Source organism: Glaciecola petra, from assembly GCF_031846345.1.
In the GTDB taxonomy this organism is placed as follows: Bacteria; Pseudomonadota; Gammaproteobacteria; order Enterobacterales; family Alteromonadaceae; genus Glaciecola; species Glaciecola petra.
The window spans coordinates 637,898-656,245 of the sequence record NZ_JAVRHX010000001.1; the positions used below are offsets into that span (position 1 = coordinate 637,898).

Below are 18,348 nucleotides of genomic sequence, written 5' to 3' on the forward strand. Positions count from 1 at the left end.
GTTAGTTGCCCCCAAGGCGCTTTAAAAAGTTTGCTCTTTCGTTTACGAGTTGGTTTTTATATTCTATGTCGATATAGCGGTCAAACTGATATCCAGAAACTTTGTACGTACTTGAACGACTGGTTCCTGGCACATCAAAATTTTCGTTTTCTTCGGCGCCGCGTTTTATTGTGAAGCCCACTAGTTCATAGGGACCTTCTGAATTACTCGCTTTAAGTGCGCCAATGTGAGCCTTAAGCACTAATTCGTTATTGATTGACGTCAACCTACTTTCTCCTTGTAGATTAATGAGTGCACGTTTAGATTTTGCGTCTATCAACAAGGCGCTCACAAAATAGTACCCTGGCTCTTCAACGTCGAAAATTAAAGGAATATCAAGGTGTTCTTCATTTGGATTTGCGTTACCAACATCTATAAGCGTAGCTGACGCTTGGGTATAGCGAAATACTAGTGCATTAGGGAAAACTTCGCCATTTATTTTAGCATTGATATTTAATGATATTTCACCCTTTAGAAAGTGATTGTCAAATTCAGCAAGATCTTGAGAAAGGCCAAAGGATGTTAGTGCTTGATTTCCGTTTTTAACAAAGGAAACATTGTACGTTTTTTGTGTCTCAATATTTACTAACTGACCAAAAATTTGTATCTCGTTCGTGCCATTTAGGCCACTAACATCGACTTGGGCTTGCAGTGTATCGCCATAAAAATATACTTTCTTGTCGAGCATTGCTGAAACAACTATCTCACTTCCAAATTGGTCCTTATAGGGAATAGAAGCAGCATTGGCTTGTGTGGTTTGTTCGCCATTAAAAATATATGTGTTTTGAATGGGAAGGGAATAGGGCGGATATTTGTTCATCTCTATAAATGAATTAGAAATAGCATCTATTTGCGCTTGTAAATGGTTTAGTTCTGCAGCGCTTTCATTTACCTGAATACTTTCTTTTGGAGCCTTTGTGGCCAATGCCACATCTTTTGTTGGTACATCCTTAACTAGATCAGATAAATCTTCTTGTTGCGTTTCTAAATCACTGCTTCCTACTACAAAGTAAAAAGCAAGTGCACTAATTAGCACCAGCGTAACAGTTACTAAAATGTGCTTTCGTTTCATGAATTTTCTCAATAAAGTTTTTATAAATAGTTAAAATATTAAAAAGCATTCACAGGCTTAATCACCGATTTAAATGTCAAAAGAATAATTTTAATGTCAAAATATACTGACCATTTATTTATGTATTCAAGATCGTATCTAATACGGTTGTTCATACATTCTAAGGTTTTTGTTTCACCTCGATAACCATTCACTTGTGCCCAGCCAGTAATTCCAGGTTTGACTTTAAAACGTAAATTGTATCGACGAATAAGAGCTTGATGTTCGTCGTCAAGTGCTAAAGGATGGGGCCTAGGCCCAACAATCGACATCCTGCCTTGTAAAACATTTATAAACTGAGGGAGCTCATCCACCGAATATTTGCGCATCCACTTGCCGTGTTTAGTTATTCTACTATCATTCTTTTGAGCTTGTTTAAATACTTGGTCTTCTGGGTTAGATTGCATAGTGCGGAATTTATAGATGATAAAACTCTTCCCGTCTAGACCGTAGCGTTTTTGCTTATAAATAATTGGACCTTTTGAATCCATTTTAATCAAGATTGCAAACAATAGAAGTGGTAAACCAATTACCAATAAAATAGCGCTAGAAATGAAGATATCCATTAGTCTTTTTATAAGGTTATTGTCGCCTAGAAGCGGAGTTTCAATAATACTGACTAGAGGTTGACCGTCTATACTATCCCAACTTGCTCTTAGTAAATCAAACGAGTAAAAATCAGGTGCATAATAGATAGCTACATTTGTTTGAGATAATTGGTCGATAAACATTTGGATACGTTTTTGTGCACTCATGGGGAGCGTGATATAAACAATGTCGACTTCGTTGCGCGCTATTTTTGATAATAGTACTTCAAATTGTTCATGTGAAAATGACTGGTCAAGTCTCGCGTCACGTTTCGTATTTCGAGCGTCAAAAAAGCCAACAAAATGCAAGCCCATCCATTTATTTGATTGGATAGATTTAAACAAGCTTTCACCAATTTCAGTATGCCCAACAATGGCGACTCTGCGAAAATTGTGTCCAACTTTACGCAGTGAATATGCGACCGTTCTTAAAACAAATCTGGAAATTGCCAAGCAAACAAAACTTACAGAGAACCAAAGCACCAAAATGTCAGAAGAAACCGGCATTTTTTGTTCAAATAAGTAGACTAGTGTGCTTATGCTAACAAAGGTACTGCCCCAATATAAGAATAGTTCGCCAATTTCTGAAAGTATAGGGGTTGTCCTGAATGAGCGGTAAAAAGACAAACTCATGGCGAAAGTAAGGAAAATAATAAGGGTTAAAGCGAGGGTAAACAAGTAGTCATTTGTTTCTTCAATTTCAAGAAAATAAAGCACTCCCTTGAAGCTACCAATGATGAAGAATAAGTCAAACAGTATAATTAAGATTATGAATAACGCGCCGTAGCGGTGAAGATAACCTTTATTAAATTGCACCGACATTAAAAAACTCCTTAACTACGCACGCAATAGTATGCAATTTAATTTGCGTGTTTCACACCTGTATGTCATGTATATAATGTAACGCGCAATCAACAGATAAACAATAGCAGAAATAATATACTTCAAACGCCAAATTAATAAAAACTCAGGTAGTGTAATTAATCAGAGTTAGTTTTTATTGCCGAGCTACATAATCGTTGGGTTGCACGTCGCCTAATAGGCTCCTGTCAGCAGCCTCAACAGTGGCGGTGTCGTTATATACTTGTCTGACTACAAGTGTGGTGGGGTGCAGTACAAATTGGCGATATTCTTGGCCAAAATTGTCGGTTATTTGTTTCACATTGAACAAGGTCAGTTGATCACCCTGTTGTACTTGGTGAGAACGCCCTAGGTTTATTTGCAACTGATTATTTGCTACGGCTAAAACTCGTCCCATGGTTGGTTGACAGATTGCAAACTCTTCTAAATCGGTTACACCTTGTTGGAGCATAGTTTTGATATTTTTGCCATATTGACTACGCCAAAATTTATCTGAAGCAACGTCTATGCTATCGGTAAATTGAAAATCCCAAGGCGCTTTGCTTTCATAGCTTTGTCTATATAGTTCTTCACCAGTAGCGCCGTCAACTAAACTAAGTGTAAAGTCGAAACTACGGATGCTGTTTTCAGTTTTAAAGGGATTAAAACCAGCTCTTTCATATCGGTCTACCGAAATATCGTTAAGCACCACATTGACAATGTACTGAGTATTTGTTTTATTCGCTAAGGCCTGAGATTCTCTTGGTACATTTGCCATATGCCAATCAAATACGTAAGGCGCAACGTGAGTTATTTCAACACTTGTGGTAATTTTGTCTATGAGGGATTGTAGTTTGAGCGCTGTGACTTTTCCGATATCTTGAATTTGTCCATCGGCAGCCTGAGCTTGAAACTGAACCGGAAAATAGGTCGTCGCAATCTTTTTTGTATAGTCAGCTGCACTGCATTGAGCATCTTGTGCAAATATGTCAGCTCTAATAGAAACTGTCACAAGTCCATCCTGATAAACTTCGTCGATTAATTGAATGGTATTCACTTCGCCATTAGCACGTATTTCTAAGTGTTCGTCCATTAGTAAACCATTCGTCATTTGAGACACACTTCTAACTGAAGCACCTGCAAACAAAAGTGCCTGTTTAATCGCTTCTTCGGTGGCTTCTTTGCGCGCGGCCTCTTTATTTCCATTAACTACGACTGCTTGCCCCGTTGCTGAAAACCACGCTGCGTTGCTGGTCGATGCAATCAACAACAGTCCACAGCTAATAACACTGAGTCTAATAAAAGAGAAACACCCTACTAATATGTTTAGAAAAAAAGGTTTGAGCAGTATTGGTCCATGTTGATGGTGTGCTTCAATTATTTTCATATACCGCCTCTAGTAAGGGTTTATTTAGCTGACTGCTTATTTACTCCAGTGTATTCAAGTTGTGTGCCAAATAGTCTTGCTGAATGAGCTTTGTTTTTAATTGTGATGCTTGTGGCACATGACTTGCTAAACATTTATTAGAACTAATCTCATGATTACAATCTTAAGGTATTTTTTATGCAAAAAAACAAACGTAGTGTGTTGTCTCGCCCAGGCAATCAAATGGCTAAAGCGAGTGTGTTATTGCTGGGTCTCACCTTGGGTGCTTGTGAGAGTTTAATTACAAAGCATGTTGAATGGGAGACCATAGAGCCAGAAAATTATCCAGTGCTTAACGCAGTTGGTTATGCCCCAATTAATGCGCAAATCGCAAGCGATGCTGCTAGTAAGCGACTGATGGCAATAAAAGCATCTAAATTAGATGCATACAGAGAACTTGCTGAGCAGGTGTATGGACAAAAAGTTGACGGTCAGCAAGAGCTGGCAAATTTAGTATTAACAAATAATGCCTTAAAGTCTTCTGTTGAAGGGGTAATTAGAGGCGCAAGAGTAGTGAAAACATATCCTGTAGGTGATGACACTTACGCAACTGAGCTTGAACTAGATATGGAAAAAGTACACGCGATATATTTATCAACCGCTCAACCTAAACGAATAAGAAAGATTTCGTACTATTAATAATAGTACACACGCTTATGTATATTTGACCAATAAATACCAAAAAATCACGCTTAATGCGTGATTTTTTTTGGTAAGGATTTATGTTTTATATAAAAAAAGACTTTGAACGTTATGCGCTTATGCCTTTAGTAGAACTATTGCCAGAAGCTCTGCCAGAGCGGTCGTAGGTCATCGATTCTTTCGCTCGTAATTCCATCATCAAATTACGCAAATGAACCAGCCTTAGCTGCCCCTGCTCAACAGATTTTGCATTGATTTGCGTTAGATATTTGCACTCAAACATAACTTGCTTGCATTCGTCTAGCATAGGTTCGCAGTTTTCACTGACGGCACCAGCACTCTCAGCGCGCTTGTATAGTGTTTCGACTGCTGAGTCTTGCGACTCAATATTGTCTAGCAAGACTTGCTTTTCGTTTAGTAACTGCATCAAGGTCTCAGGTTCGCGAGAGCTTATGAGATGTAGCTCTTTTTCAAGCAGCCCTTTTAAGCTTTTAAGAAGCTCAAGCTGTTTTGAAATTGCATTTTCAAGACTTGTTGTCATAGTTTATACTTTCACGCCAAATATTTGAGACTCTAAAGCGGCAATCTTTTTAGCAAGTGTTTCAGGGTTTACCTGATACTCACCGTTCGCTATCGCTTGTTTTATCCGGTCAACTTTTTCTTGATTAACCGGCGCTTCAGATCCTTTTTTCTGGACATTAGCCAACTGCTGAGCAGATTGAGTTAATGAAACAGAGTCCTGTTTAACAGGTGCTTGGCCGCTGCTATTTGCCCCTGCTTCACTAGTTACTCTTCCAGGTTGACTTTGAGCTTGCTGCCCTAATTTAGCGGCATCTAGCTGTGTTTTATTTGTATTGTTTACATTATTAATTGACATACATTCCTACCAATTGAATTACCTCTATGCAGGGTATCGACCCTTTGTCACGATTCTTTAGTGTTATTCGTAAATAATGTCAGAAAAATGCCGCTTATAATTTGAAGAGTAGACTTCTGACTATAAATCGGAACTTTTTGCTTACTAAACACCATGTAAATCCTCGCTACTATCGACTAAAGCAACCTTCATACCAACATTAGATATTAACCGATACTTCACTGGTACTCGTAACCCTTCCGTATACTGTTTTATCGGATGAAGTATTTTTTACCTGAATAGTATCGCCGAGAGTACCGTCCTGAAGCGCTACACCATAAACTCGGAGCGACAAACCGCCGCTAATGGCAGCAATTGTAATTCTGTCGCCTTTGCATACGTAACATAACATTCGACCGTCTATAATATTGCCTTCGCGCATTCTGCGCTTTACCCTTGCTCCTACGATGTCTTCTTTTTTGCTGAAAGTAGGGCCACGTAGTTTATTTTTGTCTATTTCAATAATTTTTAGGTTATTAGCTGCCAATAAAGTACCTGGATTTAAATTATCAGCACTCACAACTACTTTTTCCACAATCGCGACGGTAGCATTTGTGAATAAATACCAATTGTTGGATGCGCAAGAAAGTTTTACAGAAATATTGCTTTGATTTGCTTGCAGGCCTGCTGAACTTGCTTTGATAGGAACATTGCAATCCGGTATTTCAATCCGCTTGTCGATAGGCCTAACATTAATTTTTATCTGATCACTTTGGTAAGAGGCTGTTTGTTCATTTAAGTATTGCTTAACTGTGGCCTCAAGTTCAGCATGTTTTTTGCCACTTGCGTTGGCAAAAAAACAAATAAAAAAAGACGTAAAGAGTATGGCCTTTTTAGCCGATAAGGTTAGGGACTTGTTAGAATACATGCGTATTTCCTTTTCTATCAGTCGATTTATCATCTAGTTTGGATTTTAACGTCATTACTTTGGCGTTTTCCTAAAATGTTCAGGCCCATAGATGACAAAGAGTGTACTTAAAGGTAAGTACAGCAACATTCATGCCGAAAAAAGGTGGAAGGTCATGTCAGGTATTTTAGATTCAGTTAATCAACGTACTCAGCTCGTAGGGCAAAATAGGTTGGAGTTACTCCTGTTTAAATTGAGCTCTAGGCAACGTTTTGGTATTAATGTTTTTAAAGTGCGAGAGGTATTGCAATGCCCAGAGCTCACTTCCATTCCTAAGCTTAACCCTTATGTGAGAGGGGTCGCACATATTCGAGGTCAAACTATTTCTGTTATCGATTTATCAATGGCAACCGGTGACGAGCCGATCGAGAATCTGCAAACCGCCTTTATTATCATCGCAGAATATAATCGATCTGTGCAGGGATTTTTAGTTAGTTCGGTCGAACGAATCATTAATACTAATTGGGATGCAATACTTCCACCTCCAAAAGGTACTGGCAAAGCCAGTTACTTGACAGCTGTCACAGAGGTTGAAGACGAATTGATCGAAATATTGGATGTTGAAAAAATCTTAAACGAGATATCTCCCCTTAATACCGAAGTAAGTAGTGAAATTACCGATAATATTAATGTTGGTGACAATACCGAAAAACTCATTTTTATAGCTGACGATTCTTCTGTTGCTAGAAATCAGGTTAAAAAAGCGCTGTCTACTCTTGGTATGAAAATGGAACTAGCAAAAAATGGTTTAGAAGCCCTTGAGCGTTTAAAAGAAATCGCGGCAGAAACTGGTGATGTAACAGATACCGTCGGTTTATTAGTGTCTGATATTGAAATGCCAGAAATGGATGGATATACCTTAACAGCAGAAATCAAGAACACACCTGAATTAAAAAAGCTGAAAGTTGTTTTGCATACTTCGCTTAGTGGAGTATTTAATCAGGCAATGGTAACAAAAGTAGGCGCAGATGATTTTATTGCCAAATTCCATCCAGATGAATTAACCGCTGCAGTGCAAAAATGGTTATTAAAGACACCTGATATTATAGAGTAATAAATACATTGGATACGCCATTATCACCCAAAAGCTATGCTCTTTTTGCTGATTTTCTGCAAAAAAAATTAGGCATTGTGCTTGGTAATAATCGGCAATATTTAGTGAAAAGCCGCTTAAGTGGTTTATTGAAGAATTCAAATTGTGCTGATTATGATGCCCTTATTAGTAAATTGATTCAACAAAGCGACATCGCATTAACGAATGAAAGTCTTGAGTTAATGACAACCAACGAAACATTTTGGTTTAGAGACGCCTATCCATTTGACTTATTACAAGACAATATTTTGCCTCGATTGAGTGACAGTCAAAATACACTGAGAGTTTGGAGCAGTGCATGCTCTACCGGTCAAGAGCCTTATTCAATTGCAATGACGATCGCAAATTACCAAAAAAATAACCCAGGTCGATTTAGAAATGTCGAAATTGTGGCGAGTGATTTTAACAAACGTGTACTGACACAAGCTAAAATCGGTAGTTATCATGAAATGGCCCTAAGTAGAGGATTACCCGCATATTATCGGCAAGCGTTTTTTGAAAAAATTGACGATAAGCACATGCAGGTCAATGCGACTATTAAAAGCATGGTTAGATTCGAACAGGTCAACCTGCTCTCATCTTTCAAAGCATTAGGTAAGTTTGATGTTATTTTTTGTCGTAACGTCCTCATTTATTTTAACGGCAAACAAAAAACCGACATACTGCTAAAGTTTGCCGCTTGCATGTCTACAAATGCAGCATTAATGTTAGGAGCCGCCGAAACGATTGGTGGTGCAGAACGAGAGTTTACCATGAACTCAGAAAGAAAAGGCCTATATTATTCAAGGCTTTAGCTAGTATTCCTGCCTTATTTCCTTCCTCCTTTAGACCCCATTTACTGATTTTTTTTGAAAATGGCACAGCACTTGCTCATAGGTCCTGTGAAGAATGCATATTCATTCGTAAAGCAAAATAGCTGGGCGAATACAAATGCAGATTAATAGTTAGTGCAAGGTGCTTAACATGGCAATCGATTTAGACAGACTGGTAAATGTCCATCACGACGCTTTAAAGGTTCGTAGTCAGCGTATGGAAGTAATCTCAGGTAATTTGGCCAATGCAAATACTCCTGGGTATAAAACAAGGGACATAGACTTCCAATCGGCCATGAAAACAGCCAAGAGTATGCAATCGGGTGCACAACATAACAACAGTCAGTTAGTTAAAACCCATGAAAATCACTTAAGTGGCGTTAGTCAAATGCAATCTGAAATCGATTTTATTATCCCTAATCAACCGGATACCGGCGATGGTAATACTGTTGATGTGCAGCAGCAACGAAATGCCTTTCTGGAAACAGGTATGCGTTATGAAGCAGGTTTAATGTTATTGAACGGTAAGTTCAAAGGCATGAAAAAAGCGCTTAGCAGCGGAGGTCAATAATGAGTTTGTTTAATGTGATGAATATTTCTAGTACTGGTATGGCGGCAGAGTCTGTAAGGTTGAACACAACTGCAAGTAATATCGCCAATGCTAATACGGTCAGCAGTAGTTATGAAGAAACCTATAAAGCGCGTCACCCTGTTTTTGCTGCAGCACTAGACCAAGCAAATGCTGATCAAACTAAAGGTGTGGGTGTTAGCGTGTTGGGTATCGTTAATAGCACAGCGCCATTGCAAGTCGAATATTCGCCAGGCAATCCATTAGCCGATGAAAACGGCTATATTTACAAGCCCAATGTCAACATAGTTGAGCAAATGGCCGACATGTTATCGGCATCAAAGGGTTATGAAACAAACGTTCAGGTTGCTGATACTACCAAGCGGATCTTCCGTCGAGTATTGCAACTTGGCCAGAATTAATTGACATTAGGTTGAGGAAATAATTATGGATTTACTGCCTACTAATGGTCTTAACTCAACACTGTATTGGGAAACCGAAGACCCAGTGCCAGTTTCAGATGGAACTGAGCAACAATTAAAACAAGAAGACTTTTTTGCGCTGTTGACCGAACAACTTGCTAATCAGGATCCAACAAAGCCTGTTGATAACGACCAATTAGTTGCACAGATGACGTCTTTTACAACGGCTGATGGTATCTCGCAATTAAATGAAAAATTTGAGGGTTTTGCAGCCTCAATGACTAGCAACCAAGCGTTGCAGGCATCCAGTCTAATTGGTCAGTCGGTTTTAGTGACAGGCAATATAGGTCATATGGCAAATGAAGGCGACGGTTTATCTGGCGTAATTATTAGCGAACAAACCTCCCAAGAGACTCAAATAGCGATTCAAAACGCAAGCGGTGAAGTAGTCAGGACTATTGACATTGGCACACAAGCCGCAGGCAACATTGAATTTAGCTGGGACGGGACCGACAGCAGCGGCAATTTAATGCCGCCTGGTGATTATGCTGTCACCGTTCAAGGTAAAGTGTTTGGAGAGTCGACCGCTCTACCTACCGCAATTAATCGCCACGTCGATAGCGTGAGTTTGTCGGGGTCAGGAGCGGGTGTAGTATTAAATTTAGATGGTGATGTCAGCATTCGTTTAGACGACGTCATACAAATCGGTAATTCATAGGAGCAAAACATGTCATTTAACATAGCATTAAGTGGAGTATCTGCATCACAAAAAGACTTAGATACAACTGCAAACAATATAGCAAACGTTAACACAGTTGGTTTTAAAGAGTCACGAGCAGAGTTTGGAGATGTATATGCCGCTTCTTTATTAGCATCAGGCAAAACTAAAGTAGGGGATGGGGTATTAACACAAGAAGTGTCACAACAATTTTCTCAAGGCAGTTTAAGTTTTACAAACAATGCACTTGATTTGGCAATTACGGGTAACGGCTTTTTTGCAACCGTACCGGAAATTACCTCAAGAGACTTTTCATTTACTCGTGCAGGCCAATTTAAGTTAGATTCAGATAACTTTGTGGTTAATTCCGCCGGAGATAATTTATTAGGATTTCCAGTTAACCCAGACGGCACTTCTGCTTCGGTAGCCTTGAGCACCACGGTACCGGTTCGAATTCCCGATTCATCGGGCTCACCGCAATCAACAACCGAGGTCGACGTGAGGTTTAACTTGCCTGCAGGCGAACAAATTAAAGAGCCGACCGAATTTGATCCAACTGATCCACTTACATATAACGCAGCAACCTCAGTAACTGTTTATGATTCTCTTGGTGATAGTCACGTAATGACATATTACTTTCTTAAAGACAACGATCCTACCGCAGTAAATGAATGGTATGTCGTAGCCGCCGTAGACGATCAACTCGTTGATATGACAAATTCAGACGGAAGTGAATCTGACCCTGCTACTGCAGTAAATGTTGTTGGCACAAACTCAGGCTTCGCAACTACGGCAGCGAAAATTCAATTTAGTGACGGTGGTGATTTTATTGCTATAGAGTCTGCCGATGGTTTGCCGCAACCTAACCAGAAAATACAGACTGAAGCACTTGGTGAATTGATTTTAGCGAACGGTTCTGATGCGACACAACAAATTACGATTGATTTTAATTTAGATCCAACAGGTGCTAACCCGAATGAGCCTACGCAGTTTGCGTCAGCTTTTGAAGTGACATCACTAGAGCAAGACGGTTTACCAGTAGGTAGATTAACGGGTATTGATATTTCGCCAGACGGTTTAGTTAGAGCGACATTTTCAAATGGTACCTCAGAGCCGATAGTGAGAGTTGCACTCGCTCGTTTTTCTAATGAACAAGGTTTAACTCAGCAAAGTTCTACGCAATGGAAGGAAAGTATACTTTCTGGAGAAGCGCTAGCGGGCGAAGCGACTACTGGGACATATGGAGATATTAATTCTTCTGCGCTTGAACAAGCAAATGTAAATTTAACCACTGAATTAATCGATATGATTATTGCGCAAAGAAACTTCCAGGCAAATTCACGTGCGCTTGAAGTGAACAACCAGCTTAACCAGACCATTCTAAATATTAGATAATATTGTCTTTATATTTTGATCTTTCCCGGTTATTAATTGCCGCATTGCCGCTTATTCCATGTAAGCGGCAATTTTAGTAAATACCATATAAATCAATACCATACATTTAAATCTCCGCATTATTTCTATTGGCACACTACTTGCAAAACTTTAGTAACAACAGTCAGAGAGTGTTTCTCTAACGGTGTATTCCTAATTTAGGAACTAAGGTAGATAAATGGATAAGCTTTTATACATTGCAGCTAGCGGGGCTAAGCAAGATTTGATTGCTACGGGTGTGCGCGCCAACAATTTGGCTAATGCGCAAACAAATGGTTTTAGGGCACAATTAGAACAAGCCCGAGCCATGCCAGCATTTGGTGAGGGCTTGCCAACACGCGTTTTTTCAATGACTGAAAGCCCAGCAAATAATTATGAGTCGGGCCCCAAAATTACTACTGGCAGAGAGCTTGATATCGCCATCCAAGGCGAAGGGTGGTTTAGTGTGCAGACTCCAGAAGGCGAGGAAGCATTTACTCGCGCCGGTGGATTTACAACAGGCGCCGATGGTTCTTTGCTCGACCCAAAAGGCAATTTAGTAATGGGAAACAATGGTCCTATATTTTTGCCTGTCCCACTGAATAACTTGACCATTGGTATTGACGGAACCATATCGGCTCGACTACAAGGTGCGCCTGAGAATGCGGTTGAAGAAATTGGCCAGCTTAAATTAGTAAATCCACCTAATGATCAAATTCAACGACGTGAAGACGGCCTATTTGCTTTGAAGTCTGGTGAGATTGCCCAGCAGGATCTCACCGTTACGGTACAAAACGGAATGTTAGAAGGGTCGAATGTGAATGCTGTTGACGAAATGGTGAATATGATTGGTCTGCAACGTCATTACGAAATGCAAGTTAAGCTTATGAAAAAAGCCGACACCTTAGCCATGCGTGGCAACATGTTATTAAGAATGATTTAAGTATTAAACGTTTATTTAGCGAATTGAATTCGCGGAGGTTACAAATATGCATCCGGCATTATGGATAAGTAAAACAGGTTTAGACGCGGCGCAAACAGATGTGTCAGTTGTTTCAAATAACTTGGCAAACGCCAGTACTGTTGGCTTTAAAAAGGATAGAGCGGTATTCGAAGACCTGCTTTATCAAAATATTAATCAGCCTGGCGGGCGTTCATCAGCTGACACAGAATTACCATCGGGTTTAATGCTCGGAGCAGGATCAAAGGTTGTCGCCACTCAAAAAACACATACGCAAGGTGGTCTTATTACCACTGGAAATGCGTTAGATATGTCTATTCAAGGAAAAGGTTTTTTTGAAATACAAATGCCAGACGGAAGCGCTTCATTTACTCGAAATGGCCAATTTACCCTGAATGACCAAGGTCAAATTGTGACTCCAGGTGCTGGTTTTGTGTTGCAACCTGTCATAACCGTGCCGCCAGAAGCGCAACAAATTACTATTTCTCAAGAAGGTGAAGTGTCTGCGCAATTAAGAGCTCAAGCTGAACCGCAGGTACTTGGCCAAATTAACATCACTGATTTTATTAATCCAGTTGGCCTGCAACCCATAGGACAAAATCTATTTGTTGAAACTGCTGTATCTGGCGCACCAGTTCAAGGCGTGCCTGGATTAGAGGGATTAGGAACCGTATCGCAAGGTTCACTTGAAACATCAAATGTTAATGTAACTGAAGAGCTTGTCAATTTAATTGAAAGTCAGCGTTTGTATGAAATGAACTCTAAAGTGATTTCGTCAGTTGACCAAATGTTAGGTCAGGTTATTCAGCAGCTTTAACGGCATTGAATAGCCTATTTTAGAAGTTGGCGAACATAAATTAAGCAGTACAAGGTAAACCTCGATCATGAAAACACAATATCACTATTACCGCAGTTTTTTTCTACTGCTATTACCAATGGCAATGCTCATGTTGATGGGTTGCGAATCAACCAGTAGCACACCAATAAGCGCAAATGACCCGTATTATGCGCCAGTACAACCTATTGATAAACGCGAAAGTATTGCTGAAACGGGTAGTTTGTTTTCAGCGATATCAGCCAACAGTCTATATTCTGATGTTACTGCAAGAAGGGTAGGCGATATTATTACTGTAACATTGAGTGAAAATACCAATGCCACCAAAAGTGCGAATACTCGCACCTCAAAAGAATCTACCGCTAATTTAAACCCTGTTGTGGGTTTGGGTGCACAACCCATCCGCATTGGCAACGAAGCTATTCAACTCGGTGTTGATTCAAGTAACGAATTTACTGGTGATGCTCAGTCAAACCAAAGTAATAGCTTGCAAGGCAATATTTCGGTCACTGTTGTCCAAGTGTTGGCAAATCGCAACTTAGTGATCAGAGGTGAGAAATGGCTGACCCTAAACAATGGTGATGAGTATATTCGATTGACTGGTGTGATTAGGCCAGCAGATATAAGCCCTAGTAACGAAATACAGTCAAATAAAATTGCTAATGCAAGAATTCAATATAGTGGCAAAGGAACTTTCGCCAATGCGCAGGAAAAAGGTTGGTTAAATAAATTTTTCAACTCTTCATGGTGGCCTCTATGATTTCGTCAAATGGTGTTTTAAGTATGAATAGTCAAAAAGTGACCGGTATATTAATCAGTTTTATTTTGCTTGTTTATTGTACTCAGCTTGGCGCGGCTCAGCGCATTAAAGACCTAGCCAGTGTGCAAGGTGTGCGTTCAAATCAATTGGTAGGATATGGATTGGTAGTAGGCTTACCAGGCACTGGAGAAACGTCTCCTTTTACTGAACAGTCTTTTCGTACCATGTTGGCTAATTTTGGTATTAGTTTAGACAGTAGCGTGAAGCCAAAAATTAAGAACGTTGCAGCAGTTGCAATTCATGCAGATTTACCTGCTTTTGCTAAACCTGGGCAAACTATAGATATAACCGTTTCTTCAATAGGAGAAGCGAGCAGTTTGCAAGGGGGAACACTATTGACAACAATGCTAAGAGGGCTCGACGGTGAGATTTATGCCGTTGCACAGGGCAGCTTAGTGGTGTCTGGTTTTGGTGCCCAAGGCAACGATGGCTCAAGAATTGTTAGTAATACACCAACCGTTGGCACAATTGCCAATGGTGCAGTTGTTGAACGGACTGTTCCAAATGGCCTTATGCAAAATGACTACTTAACACTTAATTTGAATTCGCCTGATTTTTCAACTGCACAGGCTTTAGCTGATGAAATAAATCGTCGTTTAGGCGCCGATCCTGAAAAGGGCTATGCCATAGCAACGCCATTAGATGCCGCAAGTGTGCGAGTTAGTGCGCCACGAGATGTGGGTCAGCGCGTTGGCTTTTTGGCGACTATAGAAAATTTTGAATTTACACCTGCTGCAGCACCGGCGCGCGTTGTTATAAACAGTCGCACCGGCACAATAGTGATTGGCAGTAGCGTTCGATTGCTTCCAGCAGCAATTACTCATGGGGGATTAACGGTCACTATTACCGAAGACCCTGCAGTTGTTCAACCAAACGCGTTTGCAGATGGCCAAACAGTGGCACTTAATCAGTCGATTGTTGACGTCGAACTTGATGATAGTCGCATGTTTAAGTTTGACCCTGGCGTCACGCTGGATGAATTAGTAAGGGCCGTAAACCAAATTGGAGCCGCGCCTGGAGATCTTATGGCGATCCTTGAAGCACTCAGGCAAGCGGGTGCCTTACAAGGCGAATTGATAGTCATTTAAATGCTGTTTATTTGTAACAATCACCAAAATAAAACGATTAGCAAGCGTAATACGAGGAAGCCCTAGTATGGATATGAAGTTAGATACAAAGTCACAACTCGAGATGTCGAGAAGTACACTTGACTTCAATGGGCTAGATACCTTGCGCACGGCAGCTAAAAATGGCGATGGCAAGGCTTTAGAAGAAGCGGCTAAACAGTTTGAAGCCATATTCGTTAAGATGCTTTTGTCGTCTATGCGCAAAGCACAAGATGCACTTGCTGATCAAGATAGTCCGTTTAATTCAGAGCAAGTTAAGTTTTATCGCGATATGCACGACCAGCAACTCGCTACTGATTTATCCACTAATGGTAGTATCGGCCTAGCTGAAATTATTATTCAACAAATGGATATTAATAAAGAGGCAACCACTATTAATGGTTTACGCAGTAACGCAAATATAGAAGACATCAATCGCTACCGTAAATTACTACAAGAAAACAATCATAAAACAGTGAGCAATAGTGATGCTTCAATTCAAAAGCAGGCAGCTTTTGCTTCACCCAAAGACTTTGTGCAGGGTTTATATGATAAAGCGGTAGCCGCTGCTGAGAAACTTGACATCGATCCTAAGGCCTTACTAGCACAAGCGGCAGTAGAAACAGGCTGGGGCAAATATGTTATCCAACAGAATGACGGCAATAGTTCGCATAATCTTTTTGGCATAAAAGCTGACCCACGTTGGCAAGGTAAAAAAGCGGTTGTCGACACCATTGAATACGTAAATCAAATTCCAGAGAAACAACAAGCTAGTTTTAGAAGCTATTCCGATTTTGCCGATTCACTTAGCGATTATGTAGACTTTATTAAATCAAATCCTCGGTATAGCGAAGCTATTGAAAAAACTGAAAACGCGGCGAGTTATTTTAAGTCTCTTCAAGAGGCGGGATATGCGACTGACCCTAGCTACGCAGATAAAATTATGTCGGTATATAACGGCAGTTTGTTAAATGAGTTATTGCCATGATTAGAAATGCTGATTTATTTACCATGGCAACCTCTGGCTTAAATGCCAGTCAAAAATTGCTAAACACGACCAGTAATAATATTGCCAATATCAACACAGAGGGTTATGTCCGTGAACGTACAGAATTTACTTCGCGCCTTGGGGGTGGAGTAGACTTTGGCTTTACTGATCGAGTCTTAGATGTATTTGCTCAAAATCAATTACGTCGCGACACAAGTTCAGTAGGTGAGTTTGAAGCTTTCAATAATAGGGTAGAAAGCTTAGACAACATTCTCGCGACTGAAGCGAACAGTATTTCTTCTGCATTGACCCGATTTTTTGCTTCCATACAAACCGCAACGGATGATCCTACCAATATGCCATCTCGTGATGCCGTATTAGGTGAAGCACAAAGTATGCTTAATCGGATCAATACTTTGGGCGATTTTATGCGCGTAAAAGAGGAAGAGACTGAGTTACAAATTGAAAATACCGTAAGCACGGCCAATCGCCTTATTGAGCAAATTGGCGATTTGAATGAAGCGATACAAGTGGCTCAAGGCTCTAGCACAGTCGACACTCCTTCGGCGCTTCTTAATCAAAGAGATCTAGCGGTTATGGAGTTGTCTGAATTAGTTGCAATTGAAGTAAGACAAAGTTCCAATGCTGACGACGGTATAGTCATTAACTTAAAAAGCGGAGAATCACTAGTATTGGCCGACGGCGCTTTTAATGTTTTTGCAATTGGAGGGGAACCCGATTACACCAGTCGCGACTTAAAACTCCAAACTAATTATCAACCACCCAAACAAAACACCACCATTAATGTGCGAGAGCAAAGTCTAGGCGGCGCTTTAGGTGGTGTTTATAAATATAGAGAACAAGTGTTAGAGCCTGCACAAAGAGATTTGGGTAAGCTTGCAACTACATTGGCTGACACCTTAAATACGCAAAATCGTCAGGGTATGGATTTGGATCTTCAATTGGGTGGCGATTTGTTCACAATAGCTGATTTTCGAGGCATCAACTATCCTGAAAACGCCGACTTGTCAGTTGGCGTGACTGGTCGCTTGCGTCCAGGTGAAAGTGGTGACCTAACCAATAATGATTATAAAATTACAGTATTAACGGCTCCCACTGGCAACCCAGCGACATTTGATGTCGAAGTAGCTGCATTGACAAACGAAAGTCGCCCTCAGCTTGATGAAAACAATAATCCGATTACTCAAACCTTAACCGTTACGGCTCAAGCAGGTACGTACAACGCGACTATCGGAGGTATTGAAATAACCTTCGATGATGGTGGGAACTATGCTGTTGGAGATGCATTTTTAATTCAACCGACGCGCATTGCGGCTGCTAATTTAACAATGGCAACTACTCGTGCTGAAGACTTAGCATTTGCTAAACCTCTTAGATTAGATACCAATATTGATAACTTGGGAGATGCTAAATTAATTGGTTTGACCATTAGTAATAGTTTTGTAGATAACTCATTTGTTGACAGTCGAGCATCAGCTTTTAATGGTGATTTTGGTCTTCAAGATGCGAGTGAATCACCGTCTGCCACCTTTGGCGCTCCGGTGACTGTTCGCTTCAGTTCAGCAGATACATACGATGTTCTAGACAATAGCGGACAAATAATATCAACGGTGTCAGGCGCTAGTGATTTAAATAATCTACTTGCGCAAGCAAAGCAATCAGGTACACCAGCATGGCCTCCTGAATTTAGCGCGCTTGACGATTATCCAGGTTACGATTTTTCATTGGAAGGTATTCCTAAACCGGGTGATGAGTTTACCTTTGACTACAATACAAACGGTATTAATGACAATAGAAATGCATATGATTTAGCAAGCCTACAACAAGGTGACTTTGTGCGTTTAAGCAATGGCACACAAGGTAACAAAGCTACTTTCAACGAAGCATACTCTTCACTAGTGAGCCAAGTAGGTTCGGCTTCCGCGGCATCAAAAATCGACTTAGAAGCCGCTAAAATAATGCAAACGCAATCATCGGATTGGTTTGAATCAAGCGCAGGCGTTAGCCTCGATGAAGAGGCTGCAAATTTGATTCAGTTTCAGCAGTCTTATGCTGCTGCCGCTAGAATTTTATCTACAGCCCAGCAAATGTTCGATACGATTTTGCAAGTATCTAGATAGTGG

General features: G+C 40.4%; 19 protein-coding genes. 13 read left to right on the top strand and 6 right to left on the bottom strand.

The window, feature by feature from the left end; genetic code table 11:
• Nucleotide 1: 1 nt before the first annotated feature.
• From RM552_RS02810 to RM552_RS02820, 3 genes are all read right to left on the bottom strand, one after another.
• Nucleotides 2-1,111 carry a hypothetical protein gene (locus RM552_RS02810; RefSeq protein ID WP_311367274.1) on the bottom strand — a complete coding sequence of 370 codons (1,110 nt, stop codon included), beginning with the start codon at nucleotides 1,109-1,111 and terminating at the stop codon, nucleotides 2-4.
• Nucleotides 1,112-1,149: 38 nt separating this feature from the next.
• Nucleotides 1,150-2,559: an undecaprenyl-phosphate glucose phosphotransferase gene (locus tag RM552_RS02815; protein ID WP_311367275.1), complete on the bottom strand. Its 1,410-nt coding sequence runs from the start codon at nucleotides 2,557-2,559 to the stop codon at nucleotides 1,150-1,152.
• Between the two features lie 175 nt (nucleotides 2,560-2,734).
• Nucleotides 2,735-3,964: a flagella assembly protein FlgT gene (locus tag RM552_RS02820; protein WP_311367276.1), complete on the bottom strand. Its 1,230-nt coding sequence runs from the start codon at nucleotides 3,962-3,964 to the stop codon at nucleotides 2,735-2,737.
• Between the two features lie 222 nt (nucleotides 3,965-4,186).
• Between RM552_RS02820 and RM552_RS02825 the strand changes: the two genes are divergently transcribed.
• Nucleotides 4,187-4,642: an LPP20 family lipoprotein gene (locus tag RM552_RS02825; RefSeq protein WP_311368262.1), complete on the top strand. Its 456-nt coding sequence runs from the start codon at nucleotides 4,187-4,189 to the stop codon at nucleotides 4,640-4,642.
• Nucleotides 4,643-4,754: 112 nt separating this feature from the next.
• Here RM552_RS02825 and flgN read toward each other — a convergent pair whose 3' ends face one another.
• The 3 genes from flgN to flgA all read right to left on the bottom strand — a co-directional run bounded on the left by flgN (nucleotide 4,755) and on the right by flgA (nucleotide 6,429).
• Nucleotides 4,755-5,186 (bottom strand): flagellar export chaperone FlgN, encoded by a 432-nt coding sequence (flgN, locus tag RM552_RS02830; protein ID WP_311367277.1) that lies wholly within the window; start codon nucleotides 5,184-5,186, stop codon nucleotides 4,755-4,757.
• A 3-nt stretch (nucleotides 5,187-5,189) separates the two neighbouring features.
• The gene (flgM, locus tag RM552_RS02835; protein WP_311367278.1) at nucleotides 5,190-5,522 is read right to left on the bottom strand and encodes a flagellar biosynthesis anti-sigma factor FlgM; all 333 of its coding nucleotides are present in this window, start codon (nucleotides 5,520-5,522) and stop codon (nucleotides 5,190-5,192) included.
• A gap of 199 nt (nucleotides 5,523-5,721) precedes the next feature.
• A complete protein-coding gene (flgA, locus tag RM552_RS02840; RefSeq protein ID WP_311367279.1) occupies nucleotides 5,722-6,429 on the bottom strand; it encodes a flagellar basal body P-ring formation chaperone FlgA in 708 nt (235 codons plus the stop codon).
• A gap of 154 nt (nucleotides 6,430-6,583) precedes the next feature.
• On the opposite strand from flgA, the gene RM552_RS02845 reads away from it, so the two are divergent.
• The 12 genes from RM552_RS02845 (at nucleotide 6,584) to flgK (ending at nucleotide 18,345) form a co-directional block, all read left to right on the top strand.
• Nucleotides 6,584-7,522, top strand: coding sequence for a chemotaxis protein CheV (locus RM552_RS02845; protein ID WP_311368263.1), 939 nt, complete (start codon nucleotides 6,584-6,586; stop codon nucleotides 7,520-7,522).
• 8 nt (nucleotides 7,523-7,530) lie between these two features.
• Complete coding sequence (locus RM552_RS02850; protein WP_311367280.1) at nucleotides 7,531-8,355, top strand: CheR family methyltransferase; 825 nt, start codon at nucleotides 7,531-7,533, stop codon at nucleotides 8,353-8,355.
• A 169-nt stretch (nucleotides 8,356-8,524) separates the two neighbouring features.
• A complete protein-coding gene (flgB, locus tag RM552_RS02855) occupies nucleotides 8,525-8,944 on the top strand; it encodes a flagellar basal body rod protein FlgB (protein WP_311367281.1) in 420 nt (139 codons plus the stop codon).
• Nucleotides 8,944-9,363, top strand: coding sequence for a flagellar basal body rod protein FlgC (flgC, locus tag RM552_RS02860; protein WP_311367282.1), 420 nt, complete (start codon nucleotides 8,944-8,946; stop codon nucleotides 9,361-9,363). The genes flgB and flgC overlap by 1 nt, the downstream gene beginning before the upstream one ends.
• A gap of 25 nt (nucleotides 9,364-9,388) precedes the next feature.
• Nucleotides 9,389-10,081 carry a flagellar hook assembly protein FlgD gene (locus tag RM552_RS02865; protein WP_311367283.1) on the top strand — a complete coding sequence of 231 codons (693 nt, stop codon included), beginning with the start codon at nucleotides 9,389-9,391 and terminating at the stop codon, nucleotides 10,079-10,081.
• 9 nt (nucleotides 10,082-10,090) lie between these two features.
• Nucleotides 10,091-11,476 carry a flagellar hook protein FlgE gene (flgE, locus tag RM552_RS02870; protein WP_311367284.1) on the top strand — a complete coding sequence of 462 codons (1,386 nt, stop codon included), beginning with the start codon at nucleotides 10,091-10,093 and terminating at the stop codon, nucleotides 11,474-11,476.
• 217 nt (nucleotides 11,477-11,693) lie between these two features.
• Complete coding sequence (locus RM552_RS02875; protein WP_311367285.1) at nucleotides 11,694-12,437, top strand: flagellar basal body rod protein FlgF; 744 nt, start codon at nucleotides 11,694-11,696, stop codon at nucleotides 12,435-12,437.
• Nucleotides 12,438-12,483: 46 nt separating this feature from the next.
• Complete coding sequence (gene flgG / locus RM552_RS02880) at nucleotides 12,484-13,272, top strand: flagellar basal-body rod protein FlgG (RefSeq protein WP_311367286.1); 789 nt, start codon at nucleotides 12,484-12,486, stop codon at nucleotides 13,270-13,272.
• A 130-nt stretch (nucleotides 13,273-13,402) separates the two neighbouring features.
• Entirely contained in the window at nucleotides 13,403-14,050 is a 648-nt protein-coding gene (gene flgH / locus RM552_RS02885) for a flagellar basal body L-ring protein FlgH (RefSeq protein WP_311368264.1), read from the top strand.
• Nucleotides 14,047-15,198, top strand: a complete 1,152-nt coding sequence (locus RM552_RS02890; protein WP_311367287.1) for a flagellar basal body P-ring protein FlgI — start codon at nucleotides 14,047-14,049, stop codon at nucleotides 15,196-15,198. The genes flgH and RM552_RS02890 overlap by 4 nt, the downstream gene beginning before the upstream one ends.
• Nucleotides 15,199-15,265: 67 nt before the next feature.
• A complete protein-coding gene (gene flgJ, locus RM552_RS02895) occupies nucleotides 15,266-16,204 on the top strand; it encodes a flagellar assembly peptidoglycan hydrolase FlgJ (protein WP_311367288.1) in 939 nt (312 codons plus the stop codon).
• Complete coding sequence (flgK, locus tag RM552_RS02900) at nucleotides 16,201-18,345, top strand: flagellar hook-associated protein FlgK (RefSeq protein WP_311367289.1); 2,145 nt, start codon at nucleotides 16,201-16,203, stop codon at nucleotides 18,343-18,345. Before flgJ ends, flgK begins: the two co-directional genes overlap by 4 nt.
• Nucleotides 18,346-18,348 lie beyond the last annotated feature (3 nt).